Raw genomic sequence first — 26,576 nt, 5'->3', positions numbered from 1 at the left:
CACCATAAAATAAGGAAGTGGTTCTGTGAGCAGCACGCAGCTGGCAAAGCTATTCATTGGGTCATCTGCTGAAAGCATTGAAGTAGCAGAGGCTTTGCAGTCTAACCTCCATTTCTCCTGTGATGTCACAGTTTGGAGCCAGTTATTATTCCCGCCTTCACATACAACTTTAGCGCCTCTAATTAAGCAGGCTCAAGCAAGTGATTTTGCTATCTTTGTGTTTCAACCCAATGATTTAACGTTATTGAGAGATTCGGTGGTCAGTACCGTTCGCGATAACGTTATTCTGGAGCTGGGTTTATTCATCGGACAAATTGGCCTAGAAAGAACCTATTTTCTGATTCCGGAAAAAGAAGACTTACATATTGCCTCTGACCTTTTGGGATTGACACCGCTTACCTTTAAGGCCGATCATCCTTCAGGCTTGATGGCGGGTCTGGGACCGGCCACCTATACGGTGAAACGAATGCTGAAGGAGTTAGGATTGCGAATCAAATGAAACCTAAAATCTTTATTGGTTGTTCGTCTGCAAGTCTACTATGGGCTGAATTCTATCAATCGCAGCTAGCTTCCACGGCTGATGTCACCGTCATTAACCAAGGCGTCCTGACGGCATCCCAGCATAAATTAAAAATGCTGAAAAAGCATATTGAAGAAACGGACTTTGCCCTGCTGATTCTGACTCGTGAGGACATACAGCATGGGGTGACCTATGCCAACCTGTTGGTACTCATTGGTCTTTGTATTGGTGAACTAGGGCACAGCAGGACATTTATTGTGATGTCGAGCGACGGTGAGCTGCCCGATTATCTCGAAGGTTACAACCCGCTGCGACTCGATGACACGCAGATCAATAGAGAGATTGGGGAATTGGCAGGCCCTCATCTGTATCCAATGAAGAGCAGCATTGCTGCGCATAAGAAACGTATGAAGCCATCGGATATGAAAAAGAATGATGCCATCCGCAGTTTCCTCTTTGATGCGCTTGATTCACTGAGTGTCTCCAACGTGGATTATGACCGTGTTCTAGACAAATTCCATAAGACATTTGATACCAATTGTGGTATAATTGAGCTTCAAGAAGTGACGGCGGCAACATTGTTTGAGCTTCTGGATGACGGCGTTACTTTGCAGCAGTTTGGCCGTGCGGGGCAGGTTAGCAATAATCACAGCTTTAACGTGAATGACGCTACCAGTTACCTAGCGGAATGTTACCGCGGCCAAGATACGAACATCTACCTCGGGCGAGCCAAGGATAAAGAAGATGGTGAGTTTGAATATATATATTGCGTGAAGCTGCATCCAACGATCGTTTCCTCCATACATTTCAAAACAAGAGCGGATATCCCGCAGCGCAATCACCATCAAGTCATGATGGAGTTATCGGAAAGAAATGCGAAGCTCGTGTCTTCACTCAAATCCATTGTGAAAGGAAGGATTCTCTATGCTGAAGCACATGAAGAAAGTTCGTAACCGACTAACCGCCAAACATACACCCAAAACTACCGATAAGAGCTTGCTCAAAACATATAACGGCCCCACAGTTCTGAATAAACCAAGCGGGGTAACAATCGTAGCCAAAGGATCATTCGATTTCGAATCCCTAGCTTAATCCTATTTGGAAGATCCAAGAACCCCTTGATGGGGTTCTTTTTCTTTTTTTATTAGCCCAGCCTGAGGGTGCACTTTATTTTATGTTCTAGGGTGTATGACAGGACAGCGATTTCTATTGTTTGTAATCGCGCTGAGAGAGGACTCAGATGTATAACGGCAGTTCATGATTCCAGCTATTTCAGGTGTGGTGCATTAATGGAGAGTCTCCGTGAAACTGGGTAACTGAGCGATGGAGCATCCCCGCGGCCTTGGGCAAAGTGAGTAGTGCGGCATCTCCGAGGATCTGAGCGGGTTGCAGATTGGATTACTTTTAAGTAACGCCGATTTCTCCAGCTAATTTCTATGAATGTGCTGCTTACACTCACATAACTGGATTTTCTACCTCTAATTTCGCTGATATTGGAAGATTTAGGGTGGGTGGCGATGTTTTAGCTGGAGTTTTTACCGTTAATTCGTTCCCCGCCACTGAGAAGCTCCGATTAACGGTAGATTTTCCAGCTATTTCAGCTGTGATGCCTTAATGGAGCGTCTCCATGGAACTGGGTAACTGAGCAATGAAGCGTTCCTGCGGAACGGTAGATTTTCCAGCAATTTCAGGTGTGATACCTTAATGGAGCATCCCGCGGCCTTGGGCAAGCGAGCAATGGAGCGTCTCTGCGGATCTGGCGAGTTGTCGATTGGATCACTTTAAGTAACGCCGATTTCTCCAGCTAATTTCTGCGATGTGCTGCTTTTACTCAAATCGCCTTTATGTCATAGCAGGATCACCCAAAAGGTGTCAGCGACTCAATCGCTGACGCTTTTTTCATTCCCTATTGACTAGACTATCAAAAAAATCTATCGTTTCGGGTTCTATCGACGGGGCTCGTTTCATAGATTGAATTAAGATAGTTTAGGAGGAATCAGACTATGAAATGGACTTCAGCCACACTCAATCTCAGCCATGTTCGCAAAACGTTTCAGAGCGCCAGTTCCGTCGGAAAAACGTTCTTTATTCTCAGCACGGCAACGTTAGCCATTTTTGTTCTAATTGGTGTAGGGGGCTATTTGCAGAATAAAGTCATAACGACCTCGCCGGTTTCGTCGATGAAAAGTTTAGCTGCGTCCGTCACCAATCAATTTTTTATCGATATGCTCGGCATGGAAGTGCCTCATCTAAATAAAGACCAGAAGAAATTTACATTCTCTCAGCATAATGTCTTCCATTTTGCTTTCCAGTTCCTGACGGACATTAATCCAAGCGATCCGAAGAGTTTGGTGGCCAGCGAAGTACCTGGTATGGATACCAACAAATCAACTGTTCTGGTGAAAGGGAGCGAAGCGAACCCAAGCGACCCTGTTGATTACAACCCTGTCTCCACCAATCTGGAGGCAGAGGCCAAAAATCCCCCGAGCTCAACACCTGAACCTACACCTACAGGAACTACAACCCCTGTGGTCAGTCAAACAGGTCAGCCGCCCAAATCAGCAGGAGACAATGTGGCTTTCATTTACCAAACTCATAGCAATGAATCTTTCCTGCCGGAACTCAAAGGAGTTACGGATCCAGACAAAGCTTACAGCGATAAAGTTAATATCATTTCCGTCGGCCAACGGCTAGCGCAGAATCTTGAAAAAGACGGTATAGGAGCCGTTCATTCACAAACTATATATCCAAGCACGGTTAAAAATTTCGAATATCCATATTCTTATAAATATTCCCTTAAGACTTTGCAGGAAGCAGCCGTCAAGCATCCAGATTTACAGTATTATTTCGATCTCCATCGTGATTCGGCTGCCCGTAATAAAACAACCGCGACAATCAATGGCAAGGATTACGCACAGGTGTATTTCATAATCGGCGGCAAGAATCCAAATTGGAAAAAGAACGAGGAGTTCGCCAACAAGATTCATCAAGTATTGGAAGCTAAACATCCTGGAATCTCCAAAGGAATCCATGCCAAAGAAGCAAGTGAAGGCAATGGCTTATACAATCAGAACTTTTCGCCAAACAATATATTGATTGAGGTAGGCGGTCCTTACAATACACTCGAGGAGTGCTACCGCACGACGGATTGGCTAGCCGAAGCGATTTCAGAAGTCATTTTGAATGCGAAGAAAGTGGATGCTCCTGCGGCAAGTCCCAAACAATCTTAAGCTGCTCGAAAAAAATAAAGCAATTTCATGGAATGAAATTTAAAGGAGGCTTTATCATGAAGCTGAGGCACTTTTATATCAAGGTGAGCTTGTTCGGATTGCTGCTGCTGTTCTGCATTTTATTCGGTGTCAGCTTAGCATCCAGCGGGATGGAACGTATACAAGGTCCTCAGCCTTCTGCTAAAGCCGCTGTTCAAGAGCCAGTGAAGCCAGCGGGCAAGGGGACAATAGCAGCAGCTGCGAGTGGTCAGAAAGCAACCCCATCTGCCGCCCCAAAAGGTGGCACGGGAGCACAAGCAAGTGCAGGTGCAACCTCAAACGTGAAGCCTGAAACCGATAAGAAGGCAGAACCCGTAGCGGATCACGACAATTCTTTGAATCATGTGGGCAATAAACTCGGAGACTTGCTGCAGATTGCATCGCATCATGGAATTAAGCTGTTCGTGTCGATATTTGACGCTATACTCGGCAAAGGATAGGGCTGTACATTGCCGCAACTTCCCACAACTGCTATAATGAAAATTATTTGCATGTTGTGGGGGTTATTACGTTAGCATGACTGACATTCGCGAAAGACAATCAAGAATTCGAAACTTTTCAATCATCGCTCATATTGATCACGGCAAATCAACACTTGCCGACCGCATTTTGGAATATACAGGTGCTCTGTCGTCCCGTGAGATGCAAGAGCAGGTACTTGACCAAATGGATCTGGAGCGGGAACGCGGGATTACAATCAAGCTGCAGGCGGTAAGGCTAAGTTACCGTGCGGATGACGGCATAGATTATATCCTCAATCTGATTGATACACCAGGACACGTCGATTTTACGTATGAAGTTTCCCGAAGCTTAGCGGCTTGTGAAGGGGCTTTGCTGGTAGTCGATGCTGCACAAGGTATTGAAGCTCAAACGCTGGCTAACGTGTATCTAGCCCTGGAAAATAACTTAGAAATATTACCTGTTATTAATAAAATCGATTTGCCAAGCGCCGATCCCGACAAAGTGAAAAAGGAAATCGAGGACGTAATCGGGCTCGATGCCAGTGAGGCGGTACACGCTTCTGCGAAAGCAGGCATTGGCATCAAGGAAATCATCGAGCAAGTTTGTCAAAAGGTGCCGGCTCCGCAGGGCAATCCGGATAATCCGCTCAAAGCGTTGATTTTCGACTCCCACTATGACGCTTACAAAGGTGTTATCGTGTATGTGCGTGTTGTGGATGGTTCGATCAAGGCAGGTTCCAAAATTAAGATGATGGCAACCAACAAAGTGTTCGAAGTCATTGAGGTCGGAGCTTTCAAACCGAGAATGTCCTCGGTTCCATCGCTCGAAGTCGGAGATGTTGGATTTATCGTTGCCGGCATCAAAAATGTAGGAGACACGCGTGTCGGGGACACAGTAACCGAAGCGGATCGTCAAGCGCCAGAAGCGCTGCCAGGCTACCGACGGATCAACCCGATGGTATTCTGCGGACTGTATCCGATTGAAACAACGGATTACAATGACTTGCGTGAAGCACTTCAGAAATTGGAGCTTAATGATGCATCGCTTCGCTTCGAACCTGAAACTTCGACAGCGCTAGGATTCGGCTTCCGCTGTGGATTCTTGGGGCTGCTGCACATGGAGATCATTCAGGAACGTATTGAACGTGAGTTCAACATTCCGCTGATTACGACGGCGCCAAGCGTTATCTACCGCATTACATTAACGAATGGCGATGTGATGGATATTGATAATCCATCGAATTATCCAGATCCACAGCGTATCGATTTCGTTGAAGAGCCTTACGTGAAAGCTTCCGTCATTGTACCGAATGATTATGTAGGTACGATCATGGAGCTGTGCCAAGGCAAACGCGGCGAATACTTGAATATGGAGTATTTGGATACCAATCGTGTCACATTGACTTATGATATTCCATTGTCCGAAATCGTTTATGACTTCTTCGATATGTTGAAGTCCAGAACCAAAGGGTACGCGTCCTTCGATTACGAGTTGTCTGGATATAAGAAGTCGAGCCTCGTGAAAATGGACATTTTGCTCAACTCCGAGCAGGTCGATGCGCTCTCCTTCATTGTTCACCGTGATACCGCCTATCACCGCGGCAAAATCATTTGTGACAAATTGAAGGATTTGATTCCTCGCCAAATGTTCGAAGTGCCGATTCAAGCGGCTATCGGACAGAAGATCGTAGCTCGTGAAACCGTGAAAGCAATGCGTAAAAACGTCCTTGCCAAGTGTTACGGCGGTGATATTTCGCGTAAGCGGAAATTGCTTGATAAGCAAAAAGAAGGTAAAAAGCGCATGAAGCAGGTCGGCAGTGTTGAAGTGCCGCAAGAGGCATTCATGGCTGTACTCAAAATAGACGAATAGTTTGCAATGAATAAGAAGCTGGGGTGGCAGAGTACTCTGCCCCTTGGCTTCTTATCAGTTGATAACCTTGACAGACACGCCTGTCCATAAGGACGACGCAATCGGCTGTCCAGGATAGAAAGGAAATACCCCTATGTTAGTTACTTATGCAGCTCCAACTGCTGTGTACATTCATATCCCATTTTGCACAAACAAATGTCATTATTGCGATTTTAACTCCTATGTTCTCAAAGGCCAGCCAGTCATGGAATATTTAGACGCGCTGGAACGCGAAATGGAGCTTACCGTTAAGAATAATCCGCCAGCAAAAGTAGAAACAATCTTCGTAGGCGGTGGCACACCGACTGTATTGCTGCCTGATCAAATGGAACGTTTCTTGCGAATGGTCCGCACCTATTTCCCGGCTGACGCGGCAGAAGTCGAGTTTTCGATGGAGGCTAACCCGGGAACAACGGATGAGGATAAGCTGGCCGTCATGAAAGAAGGCGGCGTCAACCGCATAAGCTTTGGCGTGCAGTCTTTTAATAACGACCTGCTTTCGGCCATTGGCCGAATTCATAATACAGATGATGTGCATAGAAGCATCGAGAATGCCAAGAAGCTTGGTTTTAATAATTTGTCCATCGATTTAATGTTTGGTCTGCCCAAACAAACCGTCGAGATTATGCAAGCAACCTTGGATGAAGCCCTATCGCTCGATCTTCAGCATTATTCCATTTACAGTTTAAAAGTGGAAGAAAACACTTTATTTCATACGTTGTTTAACAAAAATCAGCTGCCGCTGCCAAGTGAAGATGAAGAAGTCGATATGTATGAGCTCATCATGAAACGTTTGGAAGCAGCAGGATACAAGCAATATGAAATTAGCAACTTTGCGAAGCCAGGGCGAGAAAGCAGACACAATACGATGTATTGGCGCAATCGCTCTTACTATGGTCTTGGTGCAGGCGCGCATGGTTATATGAATAGACAGCGTCATGTTAATGTGAAAGGGATTCAGCCTTACATCGATGCCACTAAAGTTGGCTTGCCAATCACGGAGCAATTTGAAGTCACGCGGCAAGAAGCTATGGAAGATTTCATGATGGTCGGTCTGCGGCTGCTGGAAGGTGTTCGAAATGTCGATTTCCAAGAACAGTTTGGCGACACAATCGAAGCGCACTTCGGGGAAACAATTAAAGGCTGGGAACAGAAAAAACTGCTGGAGCAAACCCCGGACGGGTATCGTCTCTCCAAACATGGCATCCTGCTGGGCAATGAAGTGTTTGCCTCTTTCTTAACTTAGGTCACTATAGGGCTTTACTCTGAGCCGGGCAAAAAATCCCTTGTGCAAATATACGCTATGTTGTATATTTATACATGAATCCACAAGCGTTTCAGCGGTTTGGCTGTGATGACGCTAGCGTGGGTTTTGTGCATTTTTGTTGCGATTGGTGGGATGACAGTGAATTCATCAACTACAGTGTCCGTTAGGAAAGCATCGATAATCGATATCGAGAAGCTTTATGAAATTATACAAGGCTATGCGAAGCAGGGCATTATGTTGCCGCGTACCAGAGAAATGTTGGAGGAGCAAATTGACTCCTTCGTCGTTGCTGAGCACGATGGTACATTAATAGGCTGCGGCTCCCTTACAAGGCTTGGGCCAGATCTTGTTGAGATTCGCTCACTAGGCATGACCCCAGGCTTCAAAGGACAAGGAATTGGCGGCAAGCTGGTTGATTTCTTGGTTGAAGAAGCAAGAAGCCAAGGCATTGTGAAAGTAATGGCCCTAACGTATGAAGTTGCTTTTTTTCAGAAAAATGGTTTTACGCTGGTACCAAAAGAGATTTTTCCAGAGAAGGTTTGGAAAGATTGTATGCATTGCAAAAAACAGTATTGCTGCGATGAAATCGCCGTACTCAAACGATTGGATTGACTTGACAACAGACCTTAGGGTCTGTTATTTTTGTATTAGGATTTAGCACTCACTAAATACGAGTGCTAACGAAAGTGATCATAGAGCGATTGTGAAGAGGAGGGGTACTTGATGTTGACGGATCGGCAGCGCATGATTTTGAGTGCTATCATAGATGATTATGTTCGTTCAGCAGAGCCAATTGGTTCAAGAAGTATTTCGAAACGAGGCAATGTCGGTTTTAGTCCGGCTACGATTCGTAACGAAATGTCCGATCTCGAAGAGATGGGTTACTTGGAGCAACCTCATACGTCCGCAGGCCGTATACCCTCACACAAAGGTTATCGTTACTATGTCGATCATTTGCTCCAGCATGGAACTTTACATGAGAATGATTTGAATTCAATGAAGGGTACCTTTGCGCAGCGCATTCAAGAGATGGAAGGAGTCATCCAGCATGTCGCTGGTGTGCTGTCTTCTCTGACGAATTATACGTCGATTGTGCTAGGGCCGGAGGTATTCAGTACGACGCTGAAGCATTTGCAGATCATCCCTCTTACAGAGACGACCGCTGTTGCCATCATTGTCATGAATACAGGGCATGTGGAGAACAAAACGATTACGATTCCTGAAGGTATTCGAATGTCTGACATTGAGAAGGTTGTCAATATTCTGAATGCCAAGCTGCAGAATGTACCGCTAATTCAGTTTAAATCCCGACTGTATAATGAAGTTGCCAGCGAGCTCGGCAAATACGTGAATGGCTATCAGGAGCTTCTTTCGGTCGTTGAGAGCGTGCTTCAAAGTGATGAGAAGGATCGCGTGTTTCTTAGCGGTATGACCAATATGCTGACACAGCCTGAGTTCAAAGATGTCGAGAAGGTTAAAAGCATTTTTGATTTATTGGAAGAAGCACCTACACTTATCAAGTTGTTTACTCCGTCAAATGAAGGCATGGAGATCAAAATCGGTGCTGAAAATAGTATTGAAGCCATTAATAATTGCAGTTTAATAACGGCCTCCTATTCGATTGGCGGCCAACCTCTGGGTACTATAGGGATCTTAGGGCCAACGCGAATGGAATATGGTAGAGTCATTAGTTTAATGAATCATTTATCGAAGCAAATGGAAGACGTGCTGGGACGTTGGTACGGCAAATGAGCGGTATCAAGACGGGACACAGCGAGGGCGAAGAGCGTTACTCTACATTAGTTAACAATGCATCAGCCGTTAGGGCTATTTGTTCTGCGGTTGAGGGCACACTGGGTCCTAAGGGACTTGACACCATGCTGGTTGGCGGGCAAGGCGATGTGATTATCACCAACGACGGGGTCACCATTTTAGAAAAAATGGACGTTTCCCATCCCGCAGCCAGATTGATGATTCAAGTTGCGCGGAGCCAGCAAAGGCAGATTGGCGATGGCACGACGACAGCGACAGTCCTTGCGGGTGCGCTGGTGCAAGAAGGTGTCGCGCAAGTGACGCGCGGCGTACCGGTCGCCAAGGTCGTCAGCGGGATGCTGCAAGGCATCGAGCTGGCGGTAGAGAGCCTAGAGCGCCGAAGCCGCGCGATTACGGGTCTGGGCGATGCTGCCCTGAAGCGCATCGCGATCACGGCAGGCCGAGAGCAGACCGATATCGCGAGGCTCATCGTTCAAGCCGCCGAAGCGGTCGGCGAGGCGAAGCTTCGCGAAGACGGGTATCGCTTCGCAGACAGCGTGATCGCCCATGAAGAGGCGAGCAGCGAGGTCTGGACCGGCATTCTGCTGAACCAGAAGCCGATGAACCTTCATCTCGACCAAGAGCGCCGAGATGCCCGAATTCTTGTGCTGCATGATGCTTTGGAGCCTGAGGCGGTCAGCGAGGAATCGCTGGTCACCGAGGCAGGCTTCCAGCGCTACATGCAGCTGAGAGAGATCTTCCGCAGCAACCTTGTGTCGCTGCTGGAGCTTGGGGTCGGACTCATCGCCTCCGACCGTGGGGTAGACCCTGAGGCGGAGCAGTTCTGCTCCGACCATGGCATTATCGTGCTGCAGCGCTTGTCCCGCAGGGACTTGCAGCATCTGAGCGAGCACACCGGCGCTCGGCCGGTGCGCCGCACGGCGCTGCGCAAGAGCGCGCCGGAGCTTGACGCGGCGCTAGGCCGCGCGGGCTACGCCGCGTACGACGAGCGCCTGGGGCGCGTACGCGTAGCCGGTGGTCACGGTGAGCAGCACGTGACCGTGATCGTCGGCGCCGCGACGCGCGAAGCGGCGCATGAGCGCTCGCGCATCGCGAAGGACGCCGCTTCGGCTGTGCAAGCCGCCGTGCGCGGCGGGTACTTGCCCGGTGGCGGCGCCGCGGAGATGGCAGTCGCTCATGATCTGGAGCGCGTTCGCGAGACGATGAAGGGCATGGAGGGCTTCGGTGTGGCCGCTGTCGCGGGAGCACTGCGCAAGCCGCTGGCTCAGATCGTTGTCAACGCGGGTTACAATCCGCTTGAGAAGGTTGAGGAGCTCAAAGCAGCGCAGATCGCGCTCGAAACCGACAGCCTTGGAATCGATTGCGACACGGGTCAGGTAACGGACTTCGTGGAAGCCGGCATTGTAGACCCCGCAGATGTGAAAATTCACGCGTTGCAGGCTGCAGGAGAGGTTGCTGCTGCTGTACTGCGTATTCATACAGTTATTAAGATGAAGCAGCCTTTTGAAGAAGAGTAAAGCTGGGCAAACTGACGATAACGAAAATTTGTTGTATTATGTTGAGGAGGTGAAGGACAATTGAGTACTGATAACAAAACAGATGAGCAAGACGTGAACACTACATACGCAGCCGACAACGAGCAAACCGCTGATAACCAGGAAGATGTGGCAGCTCAAGACACTCAAGCTGAAGCTTCTCCAGAAGCAAGTGAGCTAGAGAAGGCGCGTGTACAAGCCGAAGAAAACTACCAACGTTTATTGCGCGTTCAAGCGGACTTCGACAACTTCCGCCGCCGCGCTAGAGCGGAGAAGGAAGATTTTGCTAAATATGCTTCACTGAAATTGATTGAGCAGCTTTTGCCGATTGTAGACAACTTCGATCGCGCGTTAGCGTCAAGCAAAGAGACGAAGGATTTCGACGCATTGGCCAAAGGTTTGGATATGACGTACCGCGGAATGGATCAACTGCTGACGGCCGAAGGCTTAAAGCCGATCGAAGCCGTTGGTCAGCCGTTCAACCCCGAATTCCACCAAGCGGTTATGCAAGTTGAATCTGACGAGCACGAGGAAGGCATTGTCGTTGAGGAGCTTCAAAAAGGCTACATTCTTAAAGATAAAGTCATCCGACCAGCAATGGTGAAAGTTAGCGTGTAGATCTTATCATTTTAAAAATAAAACGATCTAAATCTATTTAAAATGCTCTCCAGGAGCAAAAGGAGGAAGCTTTAACATGAGTAAAGTTATTGGTATTGACTTAGGTACAACAAATTCTTGCGTAGCTGTTATGGAAGGCGGAGAAGCCGTCGTAATTCCTAACCCGGAAGGTAACCGCACGACACCATCCGTTGTAGGTTTCAAGAAAGATGGCGAGCGCGTAGTCGGTGAAACTGCGAAACGTCAAGCGATCACAAACCCTGACAAAACAATCAGCTCCATCAAGCGTCACATCGGTACGAACCACAAAGAAAACATCGATGGCAAAGACTACACACCACAAGAAATTTCGGCTATTATTCTTCAAAAGCTGAAAGCTGATGCAGAAGCTTACCTGGGCCAAACAGTCACACAAGCTGTTATTACAGTTCCAGCTTATTTCAACGACAGCCAACGCCAAGCTACGAAAGATGCTGGTAAAATTGCTGGTCTTGAAGTACTTCGTATCGTCAATGAGCCAACAGCTGCCGCACTAGCTTATGGTTTGGAGAAAACAGAAGATCAAACGATTCTTGTTTATGACCTTGGTGGCGGTACGTTTGACGTGTCCATCCTTGAACTTGGCGATGGCTTCTTCGAAGTTAAAGCTACAAGCGGTGATAACAAGCTAGGTGGAGATGATTTTGACCAAGTCATCATTGACTACCTCGTAGCTGAATTCAAAAAAGAGCAAGGCATTGATCTTAGCAAAGATAAAGCTGCTGTTCAACGTTTGAAAGATGCTGCTGAAAAAGCGAAAAAAGAGCTTTCTGGTGTACTAACGACAACTGTTTCCCTTCCGTTTATTACAGTAGCTGACGGCGTGCCTCAGCATTTGGAGTTAAACCTTACTCGTGCGAAATTCGAAGAAATTTCCGCACACTTGGTAGAAAGAACACTTGGACCAACTCGTCAAGCTTTACAAGATTCCGGGCTTTCCACTAGCCAAATCGACAAAGTCGTTCTTGTCGGCGGATCCACGCGTATTCCTGCGGTTGTAGAAGCGATCAAAAAATTGACAGGCAAAGAGCCTCACAAAGGCGTTAACCCGGACGAAGTTGTTGCACTTGGTGCAGCTGTTCAAGCTGGTGTTTTGACTGGTGAAGTAAAAGACGTTGTTCTTCTTGACGTAACACCACTTTCCCTTGGTATCGAGACAGCAGGCGGCGTGTTCACGAAAATGATCGATCGTAATACGACGATCCCAACAACGAAATCACAAGTGTACTCCACTTATGCAGATAACCAAACTAGCGTAGAGATTCACGTGCTTCAAGGTGAGCGCTCCATGGCTAGCGGCAACAAAACACTGGGCCGTTTCATGCTTGGTGATATTCCTCCGGCTCCACGCGGCGTTCCGCAAATCGAAGTTAGCTTCGATATCGATGCGAATGGTATCGTGAACGTGTCTGCATTGGATAAAGGAACTGGCAAAAGCCAAAAAATCACGATCACTTCTTCCAGCGGCTTGAGCGATGCAGAAGTTGAACAAATGGTGAAAGACGCGGAAGCACATGCTGAGGAAGACCGCGCTCGTAAAGAGCTTGTTGAAGCTCGCAACGAAGCGGATCAACTCGTATATTCCGTTGACAAAACGATCAAAGATCTTGGTGACAAAGTAGACCAAGGCGAGATCGACAAAGCAAATGCTGCCAAAGAGAAAGTTACAGCTGCTCTGGCTGGCAACGATCTTGAAGCAATCAAAACAGCAACGGCAGAGCTGACAGAAGTGATCCAACAGCTTTCTGTGAAGCTGTATGAGCAAGCTTCCGCGGGCCAAGGTCCAGATGACGGTGCAGCAGGCGGCGGCGCTGGCGAAGCTCCTAAAGGCAGAGAAAATGTTGTTGACGCAGACTACGAAGTTGTTGACGAACCAAAAAAATAAACATATCCTATAGTAATGCTGGATGTGTAGAAACGTACGAGTCAAAGCCAAGGGGGTTCCCCGTGGCTTTGACTTTCCGTTTGTAGTCTTGAACATGGGAGTGGAACAATGAGTAAACGTGATTATTATGAGGTGCTCGGGGTCGACAAGGATGCTTCGCAAGAAGACATCAAAAAGGCTTACCGTAAAATGGCGCGTCAGTATCACCCTGACGTGAACAAAGCTGCTGATGCGGAAGATAAATTCAAAGAAGCAAAAGATGCTTATGATGTGCTGAGCGACGATCAGAAGAAAGCGCAATATGATCGTTTTGGTCACGTTGATCCGAACCAAGGGATGGGCGGCGGTCAGGACTTCAGTGGCGGCTTTGGCGATATTTTCGATATGTTCTTCGGCGGTGGCGGCGGTGGAAACCGTCGTAACCCGAATGCGCCGCAGCGCGGAAACGATTTGCAATACACGATGACAATTGAGTTCAAGGAAGCGATTTTCGGTAAAGAAACCGATATTCATATTCCGCGAACTGAAAATTGTGATACGTGTAGCGGTTCTGGCGCAAAGCCAGGAACGAAGCCAGAAACTTGTGGCGGCTGTCATGGCAGCGGTCAACAGGAAGTTGTACAAAACACGGCGTTCGGCCGTATTGTGAATCGCCGCGTATGTACACAGTGTAATGGCTCGGGTAAAATCATCAAAGAAAAATGCGGAACGTGCCACGGCGCTGGAAAAGTGAAAAAACAACGCACCATTCACATCAAGATTCCAGCTGGTGTGGACGATGGCGCACAACTTCGTGTTTCAGGCGAAGGAGAAGGCGGAACTCGTGGAGGCCCGTCGGGCGATCTTTACGTGGTTATCCGCGTGAAATCGCATGAATTCTTTGAGCGCGAAGGCAATGATGTTTATTGCGAAGTGCCACTAACCTTTATGCAGGCAGCACTAGGCGATGAGATCGAAATCCCGACGCTGACAGAGAAAGTGAAGCTCAAAATTCCGGCAGGAACACAAACCGATACGTATTTCCGCTTAAAAGGAAAAGGGGTTCCACACCTGCGCGGCTTCGGTCAAGGTGACCAGCATGTGAAAGTGATCGTGGTAACGCCAACGAGCTTGAGCGATGATCAGAAGGATTTGCTGCGCCAGTTTGGCAAGCAATCCGGTGAGCATACGCATGAGCAGAGTCAATCGATTTTTGAACGTATGAAAAGAGCCTTCTTAGGCGATTAATTTTGTATCTCTCTTGTAAGAACTTTTGTAAGACTTCTGCAAGAACTGGAACACTCCCTTGACGGTTTCACAGATCCTTCATCTGTTGAAAACGCCAAGCGGAGTGTTTTTTGTTTTGCTTGTTAACACTCAGATAACAGTATATGGAATTTTTTACATAGCGAATATGTTAAGATAACTTCCTCTTAATCTATGAAAGTTATGCTAGATCTCGTGAGATATTAATATTTGGAGGGAATACACCTTGAAAAAAAGCTTGAAACAAATCATGGGTTCCGGTCTAGCAATTTCCTTACTAGCGTTAAACGTAGCAGGCGTGGCATCAGCTGCTGAAACGACTCCGACTACCGTACCAGCGGAGCAACCGCAATCCAAAAATTTGATTGTACTTATCGGGGATGGAATGGGTCCAGCTGAGGTAACAGCAGCAAGATACTACTCCAAAAAATTTCTAAATAAAGACCGCCTAGAACTTGATGGCGGATACTATGTTGGTAAAGCAACTACATACTCGCAACCAGGTCCCTACACGACGGAATCCGGTGCTGTAACTGACTCAGCAGCAGCAGCTACTGCCTTCTCGACAGGTAACAAAACGTACAATAATGCAATCAGCGTGTCCAACGGCGATGTTGCCAAGCCTTATGCTTCGATTATCGAAGCAGCAATGAAGCAAGGCAAAGCTACAGGTCTTGTTTCTACAGACAATATTACTGGAGCAACACCTGCGGTATGGGCATCCCACGTTCGTCAACGCGGCAACCAAAATGCCATTGCCACACAATACTTAGCTAGCGGAGTTAATGTTATCTTCGGCGGCGGTAAAACAAACTTTGTTGCAAAAGATGAAAAAGGCAAGCGCACTGACAAAAATATCATTCCTGATTATGAAGCAAAAGGCTTCAAAACAGCGTTTGATAAAGCTGGCTTAGATGCAATTCCAGCTACAGCAGACCACGCGCTTGGACTTTTCGCAATGAATGAAATTCCATACGTATTGGATCGCGATGCAAATACACCTAGCTTGCCGCAAATGACGCAAAAAGCGCTTGATATTTTGTCCCAAAACAAAGATGGTTTCGTGCTATTGGTTGAACAAGGACGTATTGATCACGCGGGTCACGCTAACGATCTGCCAGCCAACATTCAAGAAATGCTGGAGCTGGATGCAACTTTCAAAACATTAGTAGATTTCGCTAAAAAAGATGGTAATACATCCGTTGTTGTGTCTGCTGACCATGAAACAGGTGGATTATCCTTGGGGATTAACAATGTGTACGAATTGAACGTAGACTTGTTTAATAAACAAAAGCATTCCTACGAGTACTTGGATGCAATTTTGAAAACAGCTCAAACGGCTGACGATGTTCGTAAAATCGTTGCTGATAACGTTGGTTTCACAGACTTGTCAGACGAGGAAATTGCTTTGATTCTGAAAGGTGACGGCTCTTCCTACGGACGCGCTGGCGGTTACAACGCTGTAGTATCCAAGCGTTTGGCTATTGGCTGGACAGGACATGGTCATACTGGCGTAGACGTTGGTGTGTGGGCTTACGGACCGATCGCTTCTTTGGTTAAAGGCGACATCGATAATACGGACATTGCAAAAAGCGGTGCAAAAGTAATTGGCGCTGACTTGACTGCAGCAACGAAAGAATTGCAAGATAAGTACTTGTACCCATTGTTCAAAGTGACTCGCGACAACAAAACTATGTTTACTGCGAAATCACTTGCTGAAGCATTAGACATTCAAGTTGTTTGGGACGAAGCGACGAAATCCGTTACGCTTTCCAAAGACAGCCAAAAGTTGTCCGTACTTGTTGAAACAGGTGCTATCACGGAAAACGGCAGTGCAAGCACACTTGTTGGCAATGTTGACAATGGCAAGCTATACCTGCCGCTGGAAGCCTTCAATAAGCTGACTGGTAAAACAATGACATGGGATTCAATCAATGAGCGCATCGTGAAAAACTAAAAAGCTCTGGCAAAGAAAGGACAGGGGATCACGCTTCCCTTGTCCTCTTTTCCTATCTTTGACCTATGAATTTGGAGGACAGCTATGATTGAGTTGAACAATATTTCAAAGTCTTTCACGATGCATGGCCAAAAGCTGAAGATACTAAGCGTTCCTTCGTGGCGTATTGAACAAGGGGAACGAATTGCTTTACTCGGCCCGAGTGGAAGCGGGAAAAGCACACTCCTGCACTTGCTCAGCGGCGTCATGGTTCCTGACGAAGGTGAAATACATGTGAACGGTTTACCGCTCCATACATTTTCACAAGGCAAAAGAGACCGTTTCCGTGCGGAGCATGTCGGTTACATTTTTCAGGATTTTCATTTGATCTCATCATTGACTGCCAGACAAAATGTGGAGCTGATTGTCCCGCATACCTGGAGCAAGAAGCAGACAAAAGACCAGCTCGATGACTGGTTCGAGAGAGTCGGCTTGAAGGATCGCCAACATCATATGCCTTATGAGCTGTCGAGGGGGCAGCAGCAAAGAGCCGCCATCATTCGTGCCATCTTGACGAAACCGCAGCTTGTGCTCGCGGATGAGCCTACCGGCAGTTTAGATTGGGAAACGGCTGGCGATGTCATGTCGCTATTGCTGAACATTTGTGAGACGGAGAAGCTCACACTCGTTACCGTTACGCATGATTTGCATTTGGCGGAAATGTACCCAACACGTGTTCATATTGGTGAGATCAATGAGGTATCAAGGAGAAGCGCTGTATGAGATTAGTGGCTTTAGTCTGGAGAAACATGCTTCATCGTAAGACACTTTCACTGCTTACCATTTTATCGGTGACGATTACGGCGGCTCTGGTCGTCTTTTTGCTGCTTTGCAGCGAAGGGCTGGAGCAGGGGGCTGAGAAGGGCTATGGTCCCTTCGAGGTAACGATTGGCGCCAAAGGAAGCGCGTCACAGCTTGCTTTGAACACCTATTATCATGTAGGCGCTCCTACTGGAAATGTCCCCTATACACTTGTGGGCGAGCTTCAAAAGGATGAATCCGTTGACCGCGCCTATGCGATGACAACGGGGGATAACTATAACGGATTTCCTATCGTAGGAATTGAACCTGGTTATTTTGCTTCCCGCTATGGAACGGAGAAGCAGATGGCTGAAGGGAAAATGTATGGGAAGCTTGGCGAAACCATTATTGGATCGCACATTGCGAGCTCGTTAGGCCTTCATATCGGAGATAAATTTCAAGGCGCACACGGCTTGATCAAAGGGCTCGAGGAAGCAGAAGGCGAAGATCACGAAGATGAATCGGCTGAAGAGGAGCATCATCACAGCTTTACATATACCGTAGTTGGCATCTTGCCGCCATTATTCACTTCTGATGATAGAGCTGTTTTCACTACCTTGGATTATGCTTGGGCTGTGCATGAAGGGCAGGATGCTGAGCATCGAGAAGTCACTTCCATTCTCATTAAGCCAAAAACACTGATTGGTGCACAAGCGATCAAAACGAAATACGGACAAATGAACAATGTTCAGGCGATTTATACAAGTAAAGCAGTGGCAGATGTAGTGAATGTCATTGACAAAGGAACTGGGGCGCTAACTGTTGTCACGATAATCTGCATTTTGCTTGCCGCAGGCACCATCCTTCTGTCGCTTGTTGCTGCTGTGAATGAACGGAAGAAAGACGTTGCTTTACTGCGTTTAATTGGAAAATCCAAAGGATTTATCTGGTCTTCACTGATTGGAGAAGGACTGCTGCTAACGGTGATTGGTCTTGTTTGCGGGATACTGGCTGGCCATTTTGGCGGTTATTTGAGCCGCGAAGTTGTATTTGAATATACAGGTCTACAGCTGCAATCTTTTCAGTTCATGCCAGGAGAATGGTTGTTAATCGCAGGAACATTAGGTATTGGCGTTCTTGCTTCAGCTGGTCCGGCGCTGCAGGCTTATCGAGTAGACCCTTTGCAATTATTTAAGTCATGAAGTCTGAGGTGATGAAAATGAGAAAAATGCTGTTCACGTCTGTTTTGGTTGTCGTCTTGCTCGTTTCAGGTTGTGGTCAAAAGAAAACGGACACGGCAGGTCAATCGTTCGGCAGTATAGATCAGACGACGATCGCGAGCTCCGTGCCTTCCGCGACGCCAGCTCCAAGTACACAACCGGTCTCATCTGCTTCGCCGGACAAAGCAGTTCCGTCCGCATCGCCAAAGCCTGAGACAGAAGCTGTAGAAACAACAGCCGTTAAAGAAACGCAGCCTACACCGCTTCCGACTCCCAAAGTCTCGGAGCTGCCAAAAGCTGTACAAAGCGCGCCTCCCCAAGCTGATGCTGCGAATGTCAAAGCGGATGTCACGCCGTCGCCCAGCATGCAACCGAAGCCTACAGCAGGAACCGAACCAAGTAAAGCTGTAAAGCCTTCGACGCCATCTTCCAATGAAATAAACTGGGACCAGTTTTTTGACAATGAGAAACAGGATACGCCTTCGGATCGCTTCTGGGATATGAGTGGTAAAACGGTGCAAATCAAAGGCTTTATGGGTGAAGTACTCTCCTTTGATAAGCATTGGTTTCTGCTGATTCCCAAACCAGGGGCAGAGTGCCCTTTTGATAATGGGGATGAAACCTACTGGAATAAGATCATGATCGTATTCGTGCCTGATGATGTCAAACTTCGATACACGTCGGGTCCGCTGCTCATCACAGGCAAGCTGGATGTAGGCGTGAAGCTAGATGAATCGGGCTATAAGACGATGTTCCGACTCTATGATGCGTCATTCGAAAAAATAAAGGAATAGCTGATTTCGCATAATAAAGATTCGTTTAGGCAAACTAAAAACTGGATTTTACTATGATAGCTTTTAGGAGGTCAACCATGAATGCGAAGCAAAACCAAGGGAAGCATAGTCAATTACCAGTTGCCAAAAACGAGGATGTAGAATTTGCGGCTGAGGTAGCCGATAAGGACGATTTCGAAGCTGCTGAACGGGCGAAAGCCGCAGATCATAGACAGGAAGACAATTAACATGGCGGAAAAAGCAATACTTGCTTATTTTCATTCACCAGAGCAAGCCGAAGGTGCAGCAGCCAAGCTAAAAGCGCTCAGGGCTGCTGATGTGCAAGTGGACCGGTTCAATAATGATATTGGCCGCGGCTTTGAATCTGCGATGGCGGATAGTATGTTAAGTGTAGACGGGGATATGAAGTCAGTAGGCCTAGATATCATCCTGGCTGCAGTTATTGACGACTCTGTCTATGATCAAGCTTGCCGTGTGATTGAGAGTGCCGGCGGTTCCATATAACACAACAAAAGCATCTGTTACCCGTGTATGACGCGAGGAATAGATGCTTTTGTAGTTTTGGAATACATTAATGGACATTCATCAAGCGAATGAGCTGATCTGGCGTGTCTGTAATAATACTTGTGACACCGAGTGCCAGCATACGCTTCATCACCGGTTTGTCATTGACCGTCCAAACGTAAACTTCTTTGTCATGCGAAGCGGCTTCTTGCATGAATTCCTCGTTGACCAGCGGGAATGCCGCAGAGATAACGTCAACATCTTGATTTTCCCAAAGAGAAGAAGTATCTGATTTTTGGCTAACAATTAGCCCTGTTTTTATATGAGGATTCATTTTCTTAACGGTGTGAAGCAACCCGGCATCAAAGGATGTTACGGTACATTGTTTTTCAAACCCATGAGCGCCAATGATTTCAACTGCTTTCTCCGCAAGCCGCACCCCGTGCCCATTGTTTTTCAACTCTATATTTAGTTTAATCCGGTCCTTAGCCAGCTCGATCACTTCATCAAGGGTGGGGACGCGGTCACTATTAAATTTTGGACTGAACCAACGGCCAGCGCTGACGGTCTTGAGCTCAGTTGAGGTGACTTCCCACATGTTTTTGTTGATTCCCGTCGTGCGTTGAACACTGTCATCATGCATGAGCATAACGACTCCATCCATCGTTTCTTGCACATCAAGTTCGGCGAATCCAGCTTTATCCGCAATGGCTTGGCGGAACGCGCTCAGCGTATTCTCAGGCGCTTTCTTGGAGCTGCCGCGGTGAGCGGTCACTTGGCTGTAGTTGTCAGCCAGCAGGGTGGCACTAGCAAAAGGTACTGAGAGCTCCAACAAGGCAATAATAAGAAAAATAAGTAAAGTTCTTACCATGGAAAGACTCCATTCTAGGATAGTATAAGGGTGGTTATGGCCATTGATAATTGCTGTCCACCTGTAATTAAATGTACCACGAATTTATTAGGAGATTATTAAGAAAATAAAAAATTATAGCGCTTACATTCAGGTTATTTTACCCAAGAAGCGAAGTGTAGTACAATGATCCTTGTGAAAATAGCCCTGATGGGCTTATTTTTGCGAAGGTGATAACCGATAGGAGGAGCTCTACCGATGCTTTGGCAGGAATTAACCGTACATACGACAGAAGAAGCAATAGAAATGATTACGAACTTTGTTCATGAATTAGGCGCTGGGGGCGTCTCTATTGAAGAATCAGGGACATTAAACAAAGAACGGGATACGTCATATGGTCAGCTATACGAAACGCCTTTCAATGATATCCCGGAAGGAAGAGCTGTGATTAAAGGCTACTTCTACCATGGGACAGACATGGAGCCCGTGATGGCGAATTTAAAGGCTTCGGTCGAACAGCTCAGCGATTTTGATATTGATACAGGCAATCCAACTTATGAATTAAAAGAAGTGGATGATGAGGATTGGGCGCACGCTTGGAAGCAATATTTCAAACCGATTCGAATTACAGACCGTCTAACGATTAAACCGACCTGGGAAGAGTACACGGCTTCACCTGGTGAACTGATTTTGGAGCTTGATCCCGGTATGGCATTCGGAACAGGTACACACGCGACAACATCACTATGCTTGAAAACGCTGGAGAAAGTGCTTAAGCCAGGGGATGATGTCATAGATGTTGGAACGGGTTCAGGGATATTATCCGTTGCAGCTGCAAAGCTTGGGGCTAAACATGTCCTTGCGGTAGATTTAGATCCTGTAGCAGTTACAAGCGCTGAGGATAATACGAAACAGAATGGACTCGAGACTAACATTACGGTGAAATTGAGTGATTTGCTTGGCGTCCTGAAAGAAAGCGAAACAGAAGGTGCTGACAAGCTAGGCGTCACAATTCCAGTGCAGCTGGTCGTCGCTAACATTTTGGCAGAGGTTATTGTTACTTTCGTTGATGATGTTTATGAAGTTCTGCAGCAAGGTGGCTATTACATTACGTCTGGTATTATTACCGCTAAGGAAGAGCTCGTCGAAAAAGCGCTGGTTGCTGCCAAATTCACAATTGTAGAGAAAAACTATGATTCGAATTGGGTTGTGATCGTAGCTAGAAAGCTGTAGGTGTTCACCCATGGGAGGATTATTGTTTTATGACTGGAATACCCTGCCTTTCGTTATTCTGGTCCTCGTGCTTTCGTTCACGATTCATGAATTCGCACATGCGTATAGCGCTTATAAATTAGGAGACTCTACGGCTTATCAATTCGGCAGGGTTTCCTTGAATCCGATGGTTCACTTAGACCTCTTCGGGACCATCATGCTGCTCATTGCCGGGTTCGGTTGGGCGAAGCCGGTGCCTGTCAATCGTGGGAACTTCAAAAGCCCCCGTTTAATGGGGATTATCGTTACCGCCGCAGGACCGATAAGCAACTTGATTCTTGCATTTATCAGTTTATTTGTATTTGTGTTATTTCAGAAATACGGCTGGCTCGAAAGCATGTCAACGGGAAGCGCCAGTGCTATTCTAATCTTTTTAAAATTGATGGTGAGCACGAACCTGACTTTGTTCTTGTTTAACCTCATTCCAATTCCGCCGCTCGACGGGTACCGTATTATTCAGGATCTCGTGGATTTGAGATACACAGAGTCTTTGCAAAAGTTTGAGCAGTGGGCATCGGTTATTTTCCTGCTTGTTGTATTCGTCAGACCGCTGCGTCAGGTTACATTAGATCCTTATTTAGGATTAGGGAATAATATTATCGAGCTGTTTGCCAAGCCGATCGCGTTTATTCTTGGGATGTAGCAGCCTAGCTGCCAGTTTCATCCCTTTGTAGCTTTTCTGATCCAAAAAAGGTATGATGGTGAGTGGAAGATTCACTTAGGAATCCAATTTACATGGAAATGAACGAAGATAGAGAGGCTTTGACTATGCAGCGTTATTTTCTCCCGCCGGAGCAGTTCCATCTTAGCAGTCAGACCGTTACCATTGAGGGTGACGACGCACATCATCTGATGAGAGTGATGCGGGCAGCTATCGGAGACGAGGTTATTTGCAGCAATGGCTTGGATCGCGAAGTGCTCGTACGGATTTCTCAGTTAGATAAGGGGCTTGTGACCGCGGAAATCGTGGAGGAGCTGCCTATGAACGCTGAATCAGCGGTTCAGGTTTGGATTGCTCAGAGCCTGCCCAAAGGCGATAAGATGGAAACGATTATTCAAAAGGGGACCGAGATCGGGGCAGCCCGGTTTCTTCCTTTTTTATCAGAGCGTACGATTGTGCAGTACGATGCCAAGAAAGAAGCGAAGCGAACAGAACGTTGGCAGAAGATCGCCAAAGAAGCCGCTGAGCAAGCACATCGAAATCGTGTGCCGCAGGTAGAAGCCGTTTATTCGTGGAAGCAGCTGCTGCAGCAAGCCAAGGAAGCGGATGCTGCTTGGATCTGCTACGAAAAGGAAGATGGGCAGCAGTTGAAGCCAGCCATCCAAGAAGCGCTTGCCGCGGGTAAATTGGGACAAGGAAGCAAAGTCGTTATTGCAGTAGGGCCGGAAGGCGGATTTACGGAGCAAGAAATTAAGCAGGCTGAAGAGGCTGGTTTCCGTTCCGTATCGCTAGGGGCTCGTATTTTACGCACGGAGACTGCTGCTATGGTAGGTCTTACGTGCCTTTTCTATGAAACCGGAGAGATGGGAGGATAAGCGTTATGGCAACGGTAGCGTTTCATACATTAGGATGTAAAGTTAATTTCTATGATACAGAGGCCATTTGGCAGCTTTTCAAAAATGAGGGATACGAACAGGTTGATTTCGAGCAAACGGCAGACGTTTACGTCATCAATACCTGTACGGTAACGAATACGGGGGATAAAAAGAGCCGCCAAATGATTCGCCGGGCGATTCGCCGCAATCCAGAGGCGATAGTTGCCGTAACAGGCTGTTATGCGCAAACTTCTCCGACTGAGATAATGGCGATCCCTGGTGTGGACATGGTTATCGGTACACAGGACCGGGAGAAGATTATTCCGATTGTGAAGCAATTTGAAACGGATCGTCAACCGATTAATGCGGTTCGCAACATCATGAAAACACGTCAGTTCGAAGAATTGGATGTGCCTGATTTTGCCGATCGGACAAGAGCTTTTCTGAAAATTCAAGAGGGCTGCAACAATTTCTGTACATTTTGTATCATTCCGTGGTCTCGCGGGCTAATGCGCAGTCGTGACCCTCTGAGCGTTATTGCACAGGCGGAGCAGTTAGTGGCTGCCGGCTATCAAGAAATTGTCCTGACGGGTATTCACACCGGCGGTTATGGCGAAGATATTGAGGATTACAGCCTGGCTAAGCTATTATGGGATTTGGACAAAGTCGAAGGCTTGAAACGTATTCGTATTTCTTCGATTGAAGCCAGTCAAATTACAGACGAAGTGATTGAAGTTTTGAAATCCTCGGACAAAATGTGCCGTCATCTGCATATTCCTTTGCAAGCAGGAGATGATCGTGTATTAGCGCGCATGCGCAGAAAATATACGACAGCTGAGTTTGCAAGCAAAATCGAGCGCCTGCATGAAATTATGCCGGATGTTGCCATCACGACTGACATTATTGTAGGATTCCCGGGTGAAACCGAGGAAATGTTCCGCAATGGCGTAGCCTTCATGGAACGCATGAAATTCTCTGAGATGCACGTCTTCCCATACTCCAAGCGGACAGGAACACCAGCTGCGCGGATGGAAGATCAAGTGGATGAGGAAATCAAAAATACGCGTGTTCACGAATTGATCGATCTTTCTGAGAAGATGCAGCTTGCTTATGCTCAGCAGTTTGTAGGTCAAGTACTGGAAGTAATTCCAGAACGAACTTACAAAGGCGCGCCAGACAGCGGCTTGTACATGGGTTATTCGGATAACTATGTGCAGCTTGTTTTCCAAGGTTCCGAAGACATGATTGGCCAAGTTTGCCGCGTGAAAGTTACGGAAGCAGGCGTGAATGAAAGCAAGGGTCAATTGGTACGCGTGTTAGAAGCAGCATCCGTTGTAAACTTGTAGACATATTTGTAGTCGATAACATCTACCTCTAAGCGCGGTCTCTCATCCTGATATGGCCGCGATAGAGGTTTTCTCTATTAGCAGAGCAGCAGGCAGTGAACAAAAAATAATTGATGAGGTGCATCAAATGACTTTGAATGCGAAAGAAATTGCCAAATATATCGACCATACGCTTTTGAAACCAGACGCAAGTACAGCAGCTATCCACAAACTATGTGAAGAAGCAGCTCAGCACCAATTTTTCAGCGTGTGCGTGAACTCTCAGTTTGTAGGCGTCGCTAGCAAAGCGTTGGAAGGAACTGGCGTGAAAGTGGCTGCAGTTGTAGGCTTCCCGCTTGGCGCAAGCTTGAGTGAAGTGAAAGCATTTGAGGCTGCGAAAGCAGTGGAGAACGGTGCGGCTGAAATCGATACCGTACTTCCGATTGGTTTGCTGCTTGAAGGTCAATATGATGCTGTACGTTCAGACATTAAACAAGTCGTAGATGCTGTCAAAGGAAAAGCGATTGTTAAAGTGATTATGGAAACGGGCTTTTTGAATGATGAACAAAAGGTAGCGGCTTGCAAGCTTTCAGAAGAAGCAGGAGCTCACTTTGTAAAAACATCCACAGGCTTCGGCCCTGGCGGTGCTACAGTTGAAGATGTACGACTTATGCGCGCAAACGTATCAGATACAATTGGTGTCAAAGCATCGGGCGGCGTAAGAGATTTGCAAGCGGCTGTTGCGATGATTGAAGCTGGAGCCACTCGTTTGGGCACTAGCTCAGGCGTAGCTATTGTGAACGGAACTCAAGACGCTTCCACATACTAAGATAACAAAAGGGCAAGGCGATCAGTGAACAGGCGACATTGAATATTGTCTGTGAGCGAGCAATTTGTGACGAAGCATCATCCGCCAGCAGGGCTGAAAGGCTGGCAAGCTGATGGATGAAGGGGTAAAAGAGAACGGCGCCTCCCACATTGAGCAGGATATGCGACCAAGCGACGTATCGCCCGGCGCGGGAGGAACTCATCCCGGCGATCAGTGCCGTCACACAGGTGCCAACATTGGCACCGATTGTGATGGCAATGCCCAGCTCGACGGGGATGCCTTGAATCGCGGCGAGGCCCATCGCCATCGCGATAACCGCTGCGCTGCTGTGCACCAGAGCGGTAACGGCTGCGCCGGCGAGGATGCCCCACAGCAAGCTCTGCCTGGCTTCCGTGACAAACCAAGCGAAGAGCCCACGGGACTGCAGCGCTGGCCCGATCGTTTGCATGATCTCGATGCCGAGCAGCACGAGAGAGAAGCCCGCCACCGCCAGCGATCCGTAGCGGACGCTGGGCAGCCATTCGCGCCCGATGGCCGGGGCGGCTGATTCTTGCCCTTGCGCCTTGAATCGCGGCAAGGGGCCGGCCAACCAGCTCGCCATCCAGATGGCGGCGCTCACAAGCAGGATCGGCACGCCGATCCCCCCGAGGCTGAGTCCGATCAGCTCGGTGGTGAGGCAAGTGCCGATGTTCGTGCCGAGAATGACGCCGAGCGTTCTCGGGAAGGTCAAGACGCCTGCGCCGACAAGGCCGATGGCGATGACCGTAATGGCGGTGCTGCTTTGCAGAGCCGCCGTGAGCACGGTGCCGGTGATGAGGCCACGCACCGGCGTTCGGGTAAACCGCTCCAGCCAAAGCTGGAGGCGGGGGCCTGCCCACATTTGAAGCGATGTTTCCATCAGCTTCATGCCAAGCAGAAATAAGACTAACCCTGCAAGCACAGGTAGGATAATGGTAGTCATCATCATAGCATTCTCCCTCGCAAATGA

Annotated in this window: 26 protein-coding genes; 24 read left to right on the top strand and 2 right to left on the bottom strand. The window is 47.5% G+C overall.

Annotated features, from left to right (window positions below; genetic code table 11):
* Nucleotides 1-25 precede the first annotated feature (25 nt).
* The 19 genes from GQF01_RS07330 (at nucleotide 26) to GQF01_RS07240 (ending at nucleotide 19,776) form a co-directional block, all read left to right on the top strand.
* Nucleotides 26-499 carry a nucleotide-binding protein gene (locus tag GQF01_RS07330; RefSeq protein WP_161406129.1) on the top strand — a complete coding sequence of 158 codons (474 nt, stop codon included), beginning with the start codon at nucleotides 26-28 and terminating at the stop codon, nucleotides 497-499.
* Complete coding sequence (locus tag GQF01_RS07325; protein ID WP_161406128.1) at nucleotides 496-1,473, top strand: TIR domain-containing protein; 978 nt, start codon at nucleotides 496-498, stop codon at nucleotides 1,471-1,473. Before GQF01_RS07330 ends, GQF01_RS07325 begins: the two co-directional genes overlap by 4 nt.
* A complete protein-coding gene (locus GQF01_RS07320; protein WP_161406127.1) occupies nucleotides 1,457-1,612 on the top strand; it encodes a hypothetical protein in 156 nt (51 codons plus the stop codon). The genes GQF01_RS07325 and GQF01_RS07320 overlap by 17 nt, the downstream gene beginning before the upstream one ends.
* A gap of 911 nt (nucleotides 1,613-2,523) precedes the next feature.
* A complete protein-coding gene (spoIIP, locus tag GQF01_RS07315; RefSeq protein ID WP_161406126.1) occupies nucleotides 2,524-3,750 on the top strand; it encodes a stage II sporulation protein P in 1,227 nt (408 codons plus the stop codon).
* 56 nt (nucleotides 3,751-3,806) lie between these two features.
* The gene (locus GQF01_RS07310; protein WP_161406125.1) at nucleotides 3,807-4,229 is read left to right on the top strand and encodes a DUF3679 domain-containing protein; all 423 of its coding nucleotides are present in this window, start codon (nucleotides 3,807-3,809) and stop codon (nucleotides 4,227-4,229) included.
* A gap of 76 nt (nucleotides 4,230-4,305) precedes the next feature.
* Nucleotides 4,306-6,120: a translation elongation factor 4 gene (gene lepA, locus GQF01_RS07305; RefSeq protein ID WP_161406124.1), complete on the top strand. Its 1,815-nt coding sequence runs from the start codon at nucleotides 4,306-4,308 to the stop codon at nucleotides 6,118-6,120.
* A gap of 133 nt (nucleotides 6,121-6,253) precedes the next feature.
* Entirely contained in the window at nucleotides 6,254-7,405 is a 1,152-nt protein-coding gene (hemW, locus tag GQF01_RS07300) for a radical SAM family heme chaperone HemW (protein ID WP_161406123.1), read from the top strand.
* A gap of 153 nt (nucleotides 7,406-7,558) precedes the next feature.
* A complete protein-coding gene (locus GQF01_RS07295; RefSeq protein ID WP_145657855.1) occupies nucleotides 7,559-8,038 on the top strand; it encodes an N-acetyltransferase in 480 nt (159 codons plus the stop codon).
* A gap of 111 nt (nucleotides 8,039-8,149) precedes the next feature.
* Nucleotides 8,150-9,178: a heat-inducible transcriptional repressor HrcA gene (gene hrcA, locus GQF01_RS07290; protein ID WP_161406122.1), complete on the top strand. Its 1,029-nt coding sequence runs from the start codon at nucleotides 8,150-8,152 to the stop codon at nucleotides 9,176-9,178.
* Nucleotides 9,175-10,716 carry a TCP-1/cpn60 chaperonin family protein gene (locus GQF01_RS07285; RefSeq protein ID WP_161406121.1) on the top strand — a complete coding sequence of 514 codons (1,542 nt, stop codon included), beginning with the start codon at nucleotides 9,175-9,177 and terminating at the stop codon, nucleotides 10,714-10,716. Before hrcA ends, GQF01_RS07285 begins: the two co-directional genes overlap by 4 nt.
* A 60-nt stretch (nucleotides 10,717-10,776) precedes the next feature.
* Nucleotides 10,777-11,352, top strand: a complete 576-nt coding sequence (grpE, locus tag GQF01_RS07280) for a nucleotide exchange factor GrpE (protein ID WP_161406120.1) — start codon at nucleotides 10,777-10,779, stop codon at nucleotides 11,350-11,352.
* A gap of 76 nt (nucleotides 11,353-11,428) precedes the next feature.
* Nucleotides 11,429-13,276: a molecular chaperone DnaK gene (gene dnaK / locus GQF01_RS07275; protein ID WP_145657021.1), complete on the top strand. Its 1,848-nt coding sequence runs from the start codon at nucleotides 11,429-11,431 to the stop codon at nucleotides 13,274-13,276.
* 108 nt (nucleotides 13,277-13,384) lie between these two features.
* Complete coding sequence (gene dnaJ, locus GQF01_RS07270; RefSeq protein WP_161406119.1) at nucleotides 13,385-14,503, top strand: molecular chaperone DnaJ; 1,119 nt, start codon at nucleotides 13,385-13,387, stop codon at nucleotides 14,501-14,503.
* Between the two features lie 244 nt (nucleotides 14,504-14,747).
* Nucleotides 14,748-16,478 (top strand): alkaline phosphatase, encoded by a 1,731-nt coding sequence (locus GQF01_RS07265; protein ID WP_328803410.1) that lies wholly within the window; start codon nucleotides 14,748-14,750, stop codon nucleotides 16,476-16,478.
* An 84-nt stretch (nucleotides 16,479-16,562) separates the two neighbouring features.
* Complete coding sequence (locus GQF01_RS07260) at nucleotides 16,563-17,240, top strand: ABC transporter ATP-binding protein (protein ID WP_161406118.1); 678 nt, start codon at nucleotides 16,563-16,565, stop codon at nucleotides 17,238-17,240.
* Nucleotides 17,237-18,460, top strand: coding sequence for an ABC transporter permease (locus GQF01_RS07255; protein WP_161406117.1), 1,224 nt, complete (start codon nucleotides 17,237-17,239; stop codon nucleotides 18,458-18,460). Before GQF01_RS07260 ends, GQF01_RS07255 begins: the two co-directional genes overlap by 4 nt.
* Before the next feature lie 17 nt (nucleotides 18,461-18,477).
* Entirely contained in the window at nucleotides 18,478-19,272 is a 795-nt protein-coding gene (locus tag GQF01_RS07250; RefSeq protein WP_235959071.1) for a hypothetical protein, read from the top strand.
* A 77-nt stretch (nucleotides 19,273-19,349) separates the two neighbouring features.
* A complete protein-coding gene (locus GQF01_RS07245; protein ID WP_161406115.1) occupies nucleotides 19,350-19,499 on the top strand; it encodes a YfhD family protein in 150 nt (49 codons plus the stop codon).
* Nucleotide 19,500: 1 nt separating this feature from the next.
* A complete protein-coding gene (locus tag GQF01_RS07240) occupies nucleotides 19,501-19,776 on the top strand; it encodes a hypothetical protein (RefSeq protein ID WP_145657014.1) in 276 nt (91 codons plus the stop codon).
* A gap of 67 nt (nucleotides 19,777-19,843) precedes the next feature.
* On the opposite strand, the gene GQF01_RS07235 is transcribed toward GQF01_RS07240, so the two are convergent.
* Nucleotides 19,844-20,647 carry a glycerophosphodiester phosphodiesterase gene (locus GQF01_RS07235; RefSeq protein ID WP_161406114.1) on the bottom strand — a complete coding sequence of 268 codons (804 nt, stop codon included), beginning with the start codon at nucleotides 20,645-20,647 and terminating at the stop codon, nucleotides 19,844-19,846.
* 237 nt (nucleotides 20,648-20,884) lie between these two features.
* Between GQF01_RS07235 and prmA the strand changes: the two genes are divergently transcribed.
* The 5 genes from prmA (at nucleotide 20,885) to deoC (ending at nucleotide 25,588) form a co-directional block, all read left to right on the top strand.
* The gene (prmA, locus tag GQF01_RS07230; RefSeq protein ID WP_161406113.1) at nucleotides 20,885-21,859 is read left to right on the top strand and encodes a 50S ribosomal protein L11 methyltransferase; all 975 of its coding nucleotides are present in this window, start codon (nucleotides 20,885-20,887) and stop codon (nucleotides 21,857-21,859) included.
* A 10-nt stretch (nucleotides 21,860-21,869) separates the two neighbouring features.
* Nucleotides 21,870-22,541, top strand: coding sequence for a site-2 protease family protein (locus GQF01_RS07225; protein ID WP_161406112.1), 672 nt, complete (start codon nucleotides 21,870-21,872; stop codon nucleotides 22,539-22,541).
* Between the two features lie 125 nt (nucleotides 22,542-22,666).
* The gene (locus GQF01_RS07220) at nucleotides 22,667-23,434 is read left to right on the top strand and encodes a 16S rRNA (uracil(1498)-N(3))-methyltransferase (RefSeq protein ID WP_161406462.1); all 768 of its coding nucleotides are present in this window, start codon (nucleotides 22,667-22,669) and stop codon (nucleotides 23,432-23,434) included.
* Between the two features lie 5 nt (nucleotides 23,435-23,439).
* A complete protein-coding gene (gene mtaB, locus GQF01_RS07215) occupies nucleotides 23,440-24,780 on the top strand; it encodes a tRNA (N(6)-L-threonylcarbamoyladenosine(37)-C(2))-methylthiotransferase MtaB (protein WP_161406111.1) in 1,341 nt (446 codons plus the stop codon).
* Between the two features lie 127 nt (nucleotides 24,781-24,907).
* Nucleotides 24,908-25,588: a deoxyribose-phosphate aldolase gene (deoC, locus tag GQF01_RS07210; protein WP_161406110.1), complete on the top strand. Its 681-nt coding sequence runs from the start codon at nucleotides 24,908-24,910 to the stop codon at nucleotides 25,586-25,588.
* Here the strand turns inward: deoC and GQF01_RS07205 are convergent.
* Nucleotides 25,551-26,552: a Na/Pi cotransporter family protein gene (locus GQF01_RS07205; protein ID WP_161406109.1), complete on the bottom strand. Its 1,002-nt coding sequence runs from the start codon at nucleotides 26,550-26,552 to the stop codon at nucleotides 25,551-25,553. The genes deoC and GQF01_RS07205 overlap by 38 nt on opposite strands.
* Between the last annotated feature and the right edge of the window lie 24 nt (nucleotides 26,553-26,576).

This window comes from Paenibacillus silvestris, assembly GCF_009882985.1.
GTDB lineage: Bacteria > Bacillota > Bacilli > Paenibacillales > NBRC-103111 > Paenibacillus_E > Paenibacillus_E silvestris.
The sequence above is the reverse complement of the archived record's forward strand: the minus strand, read 5'-3'. Positions and strand labels throughout refer to the sequence as shown.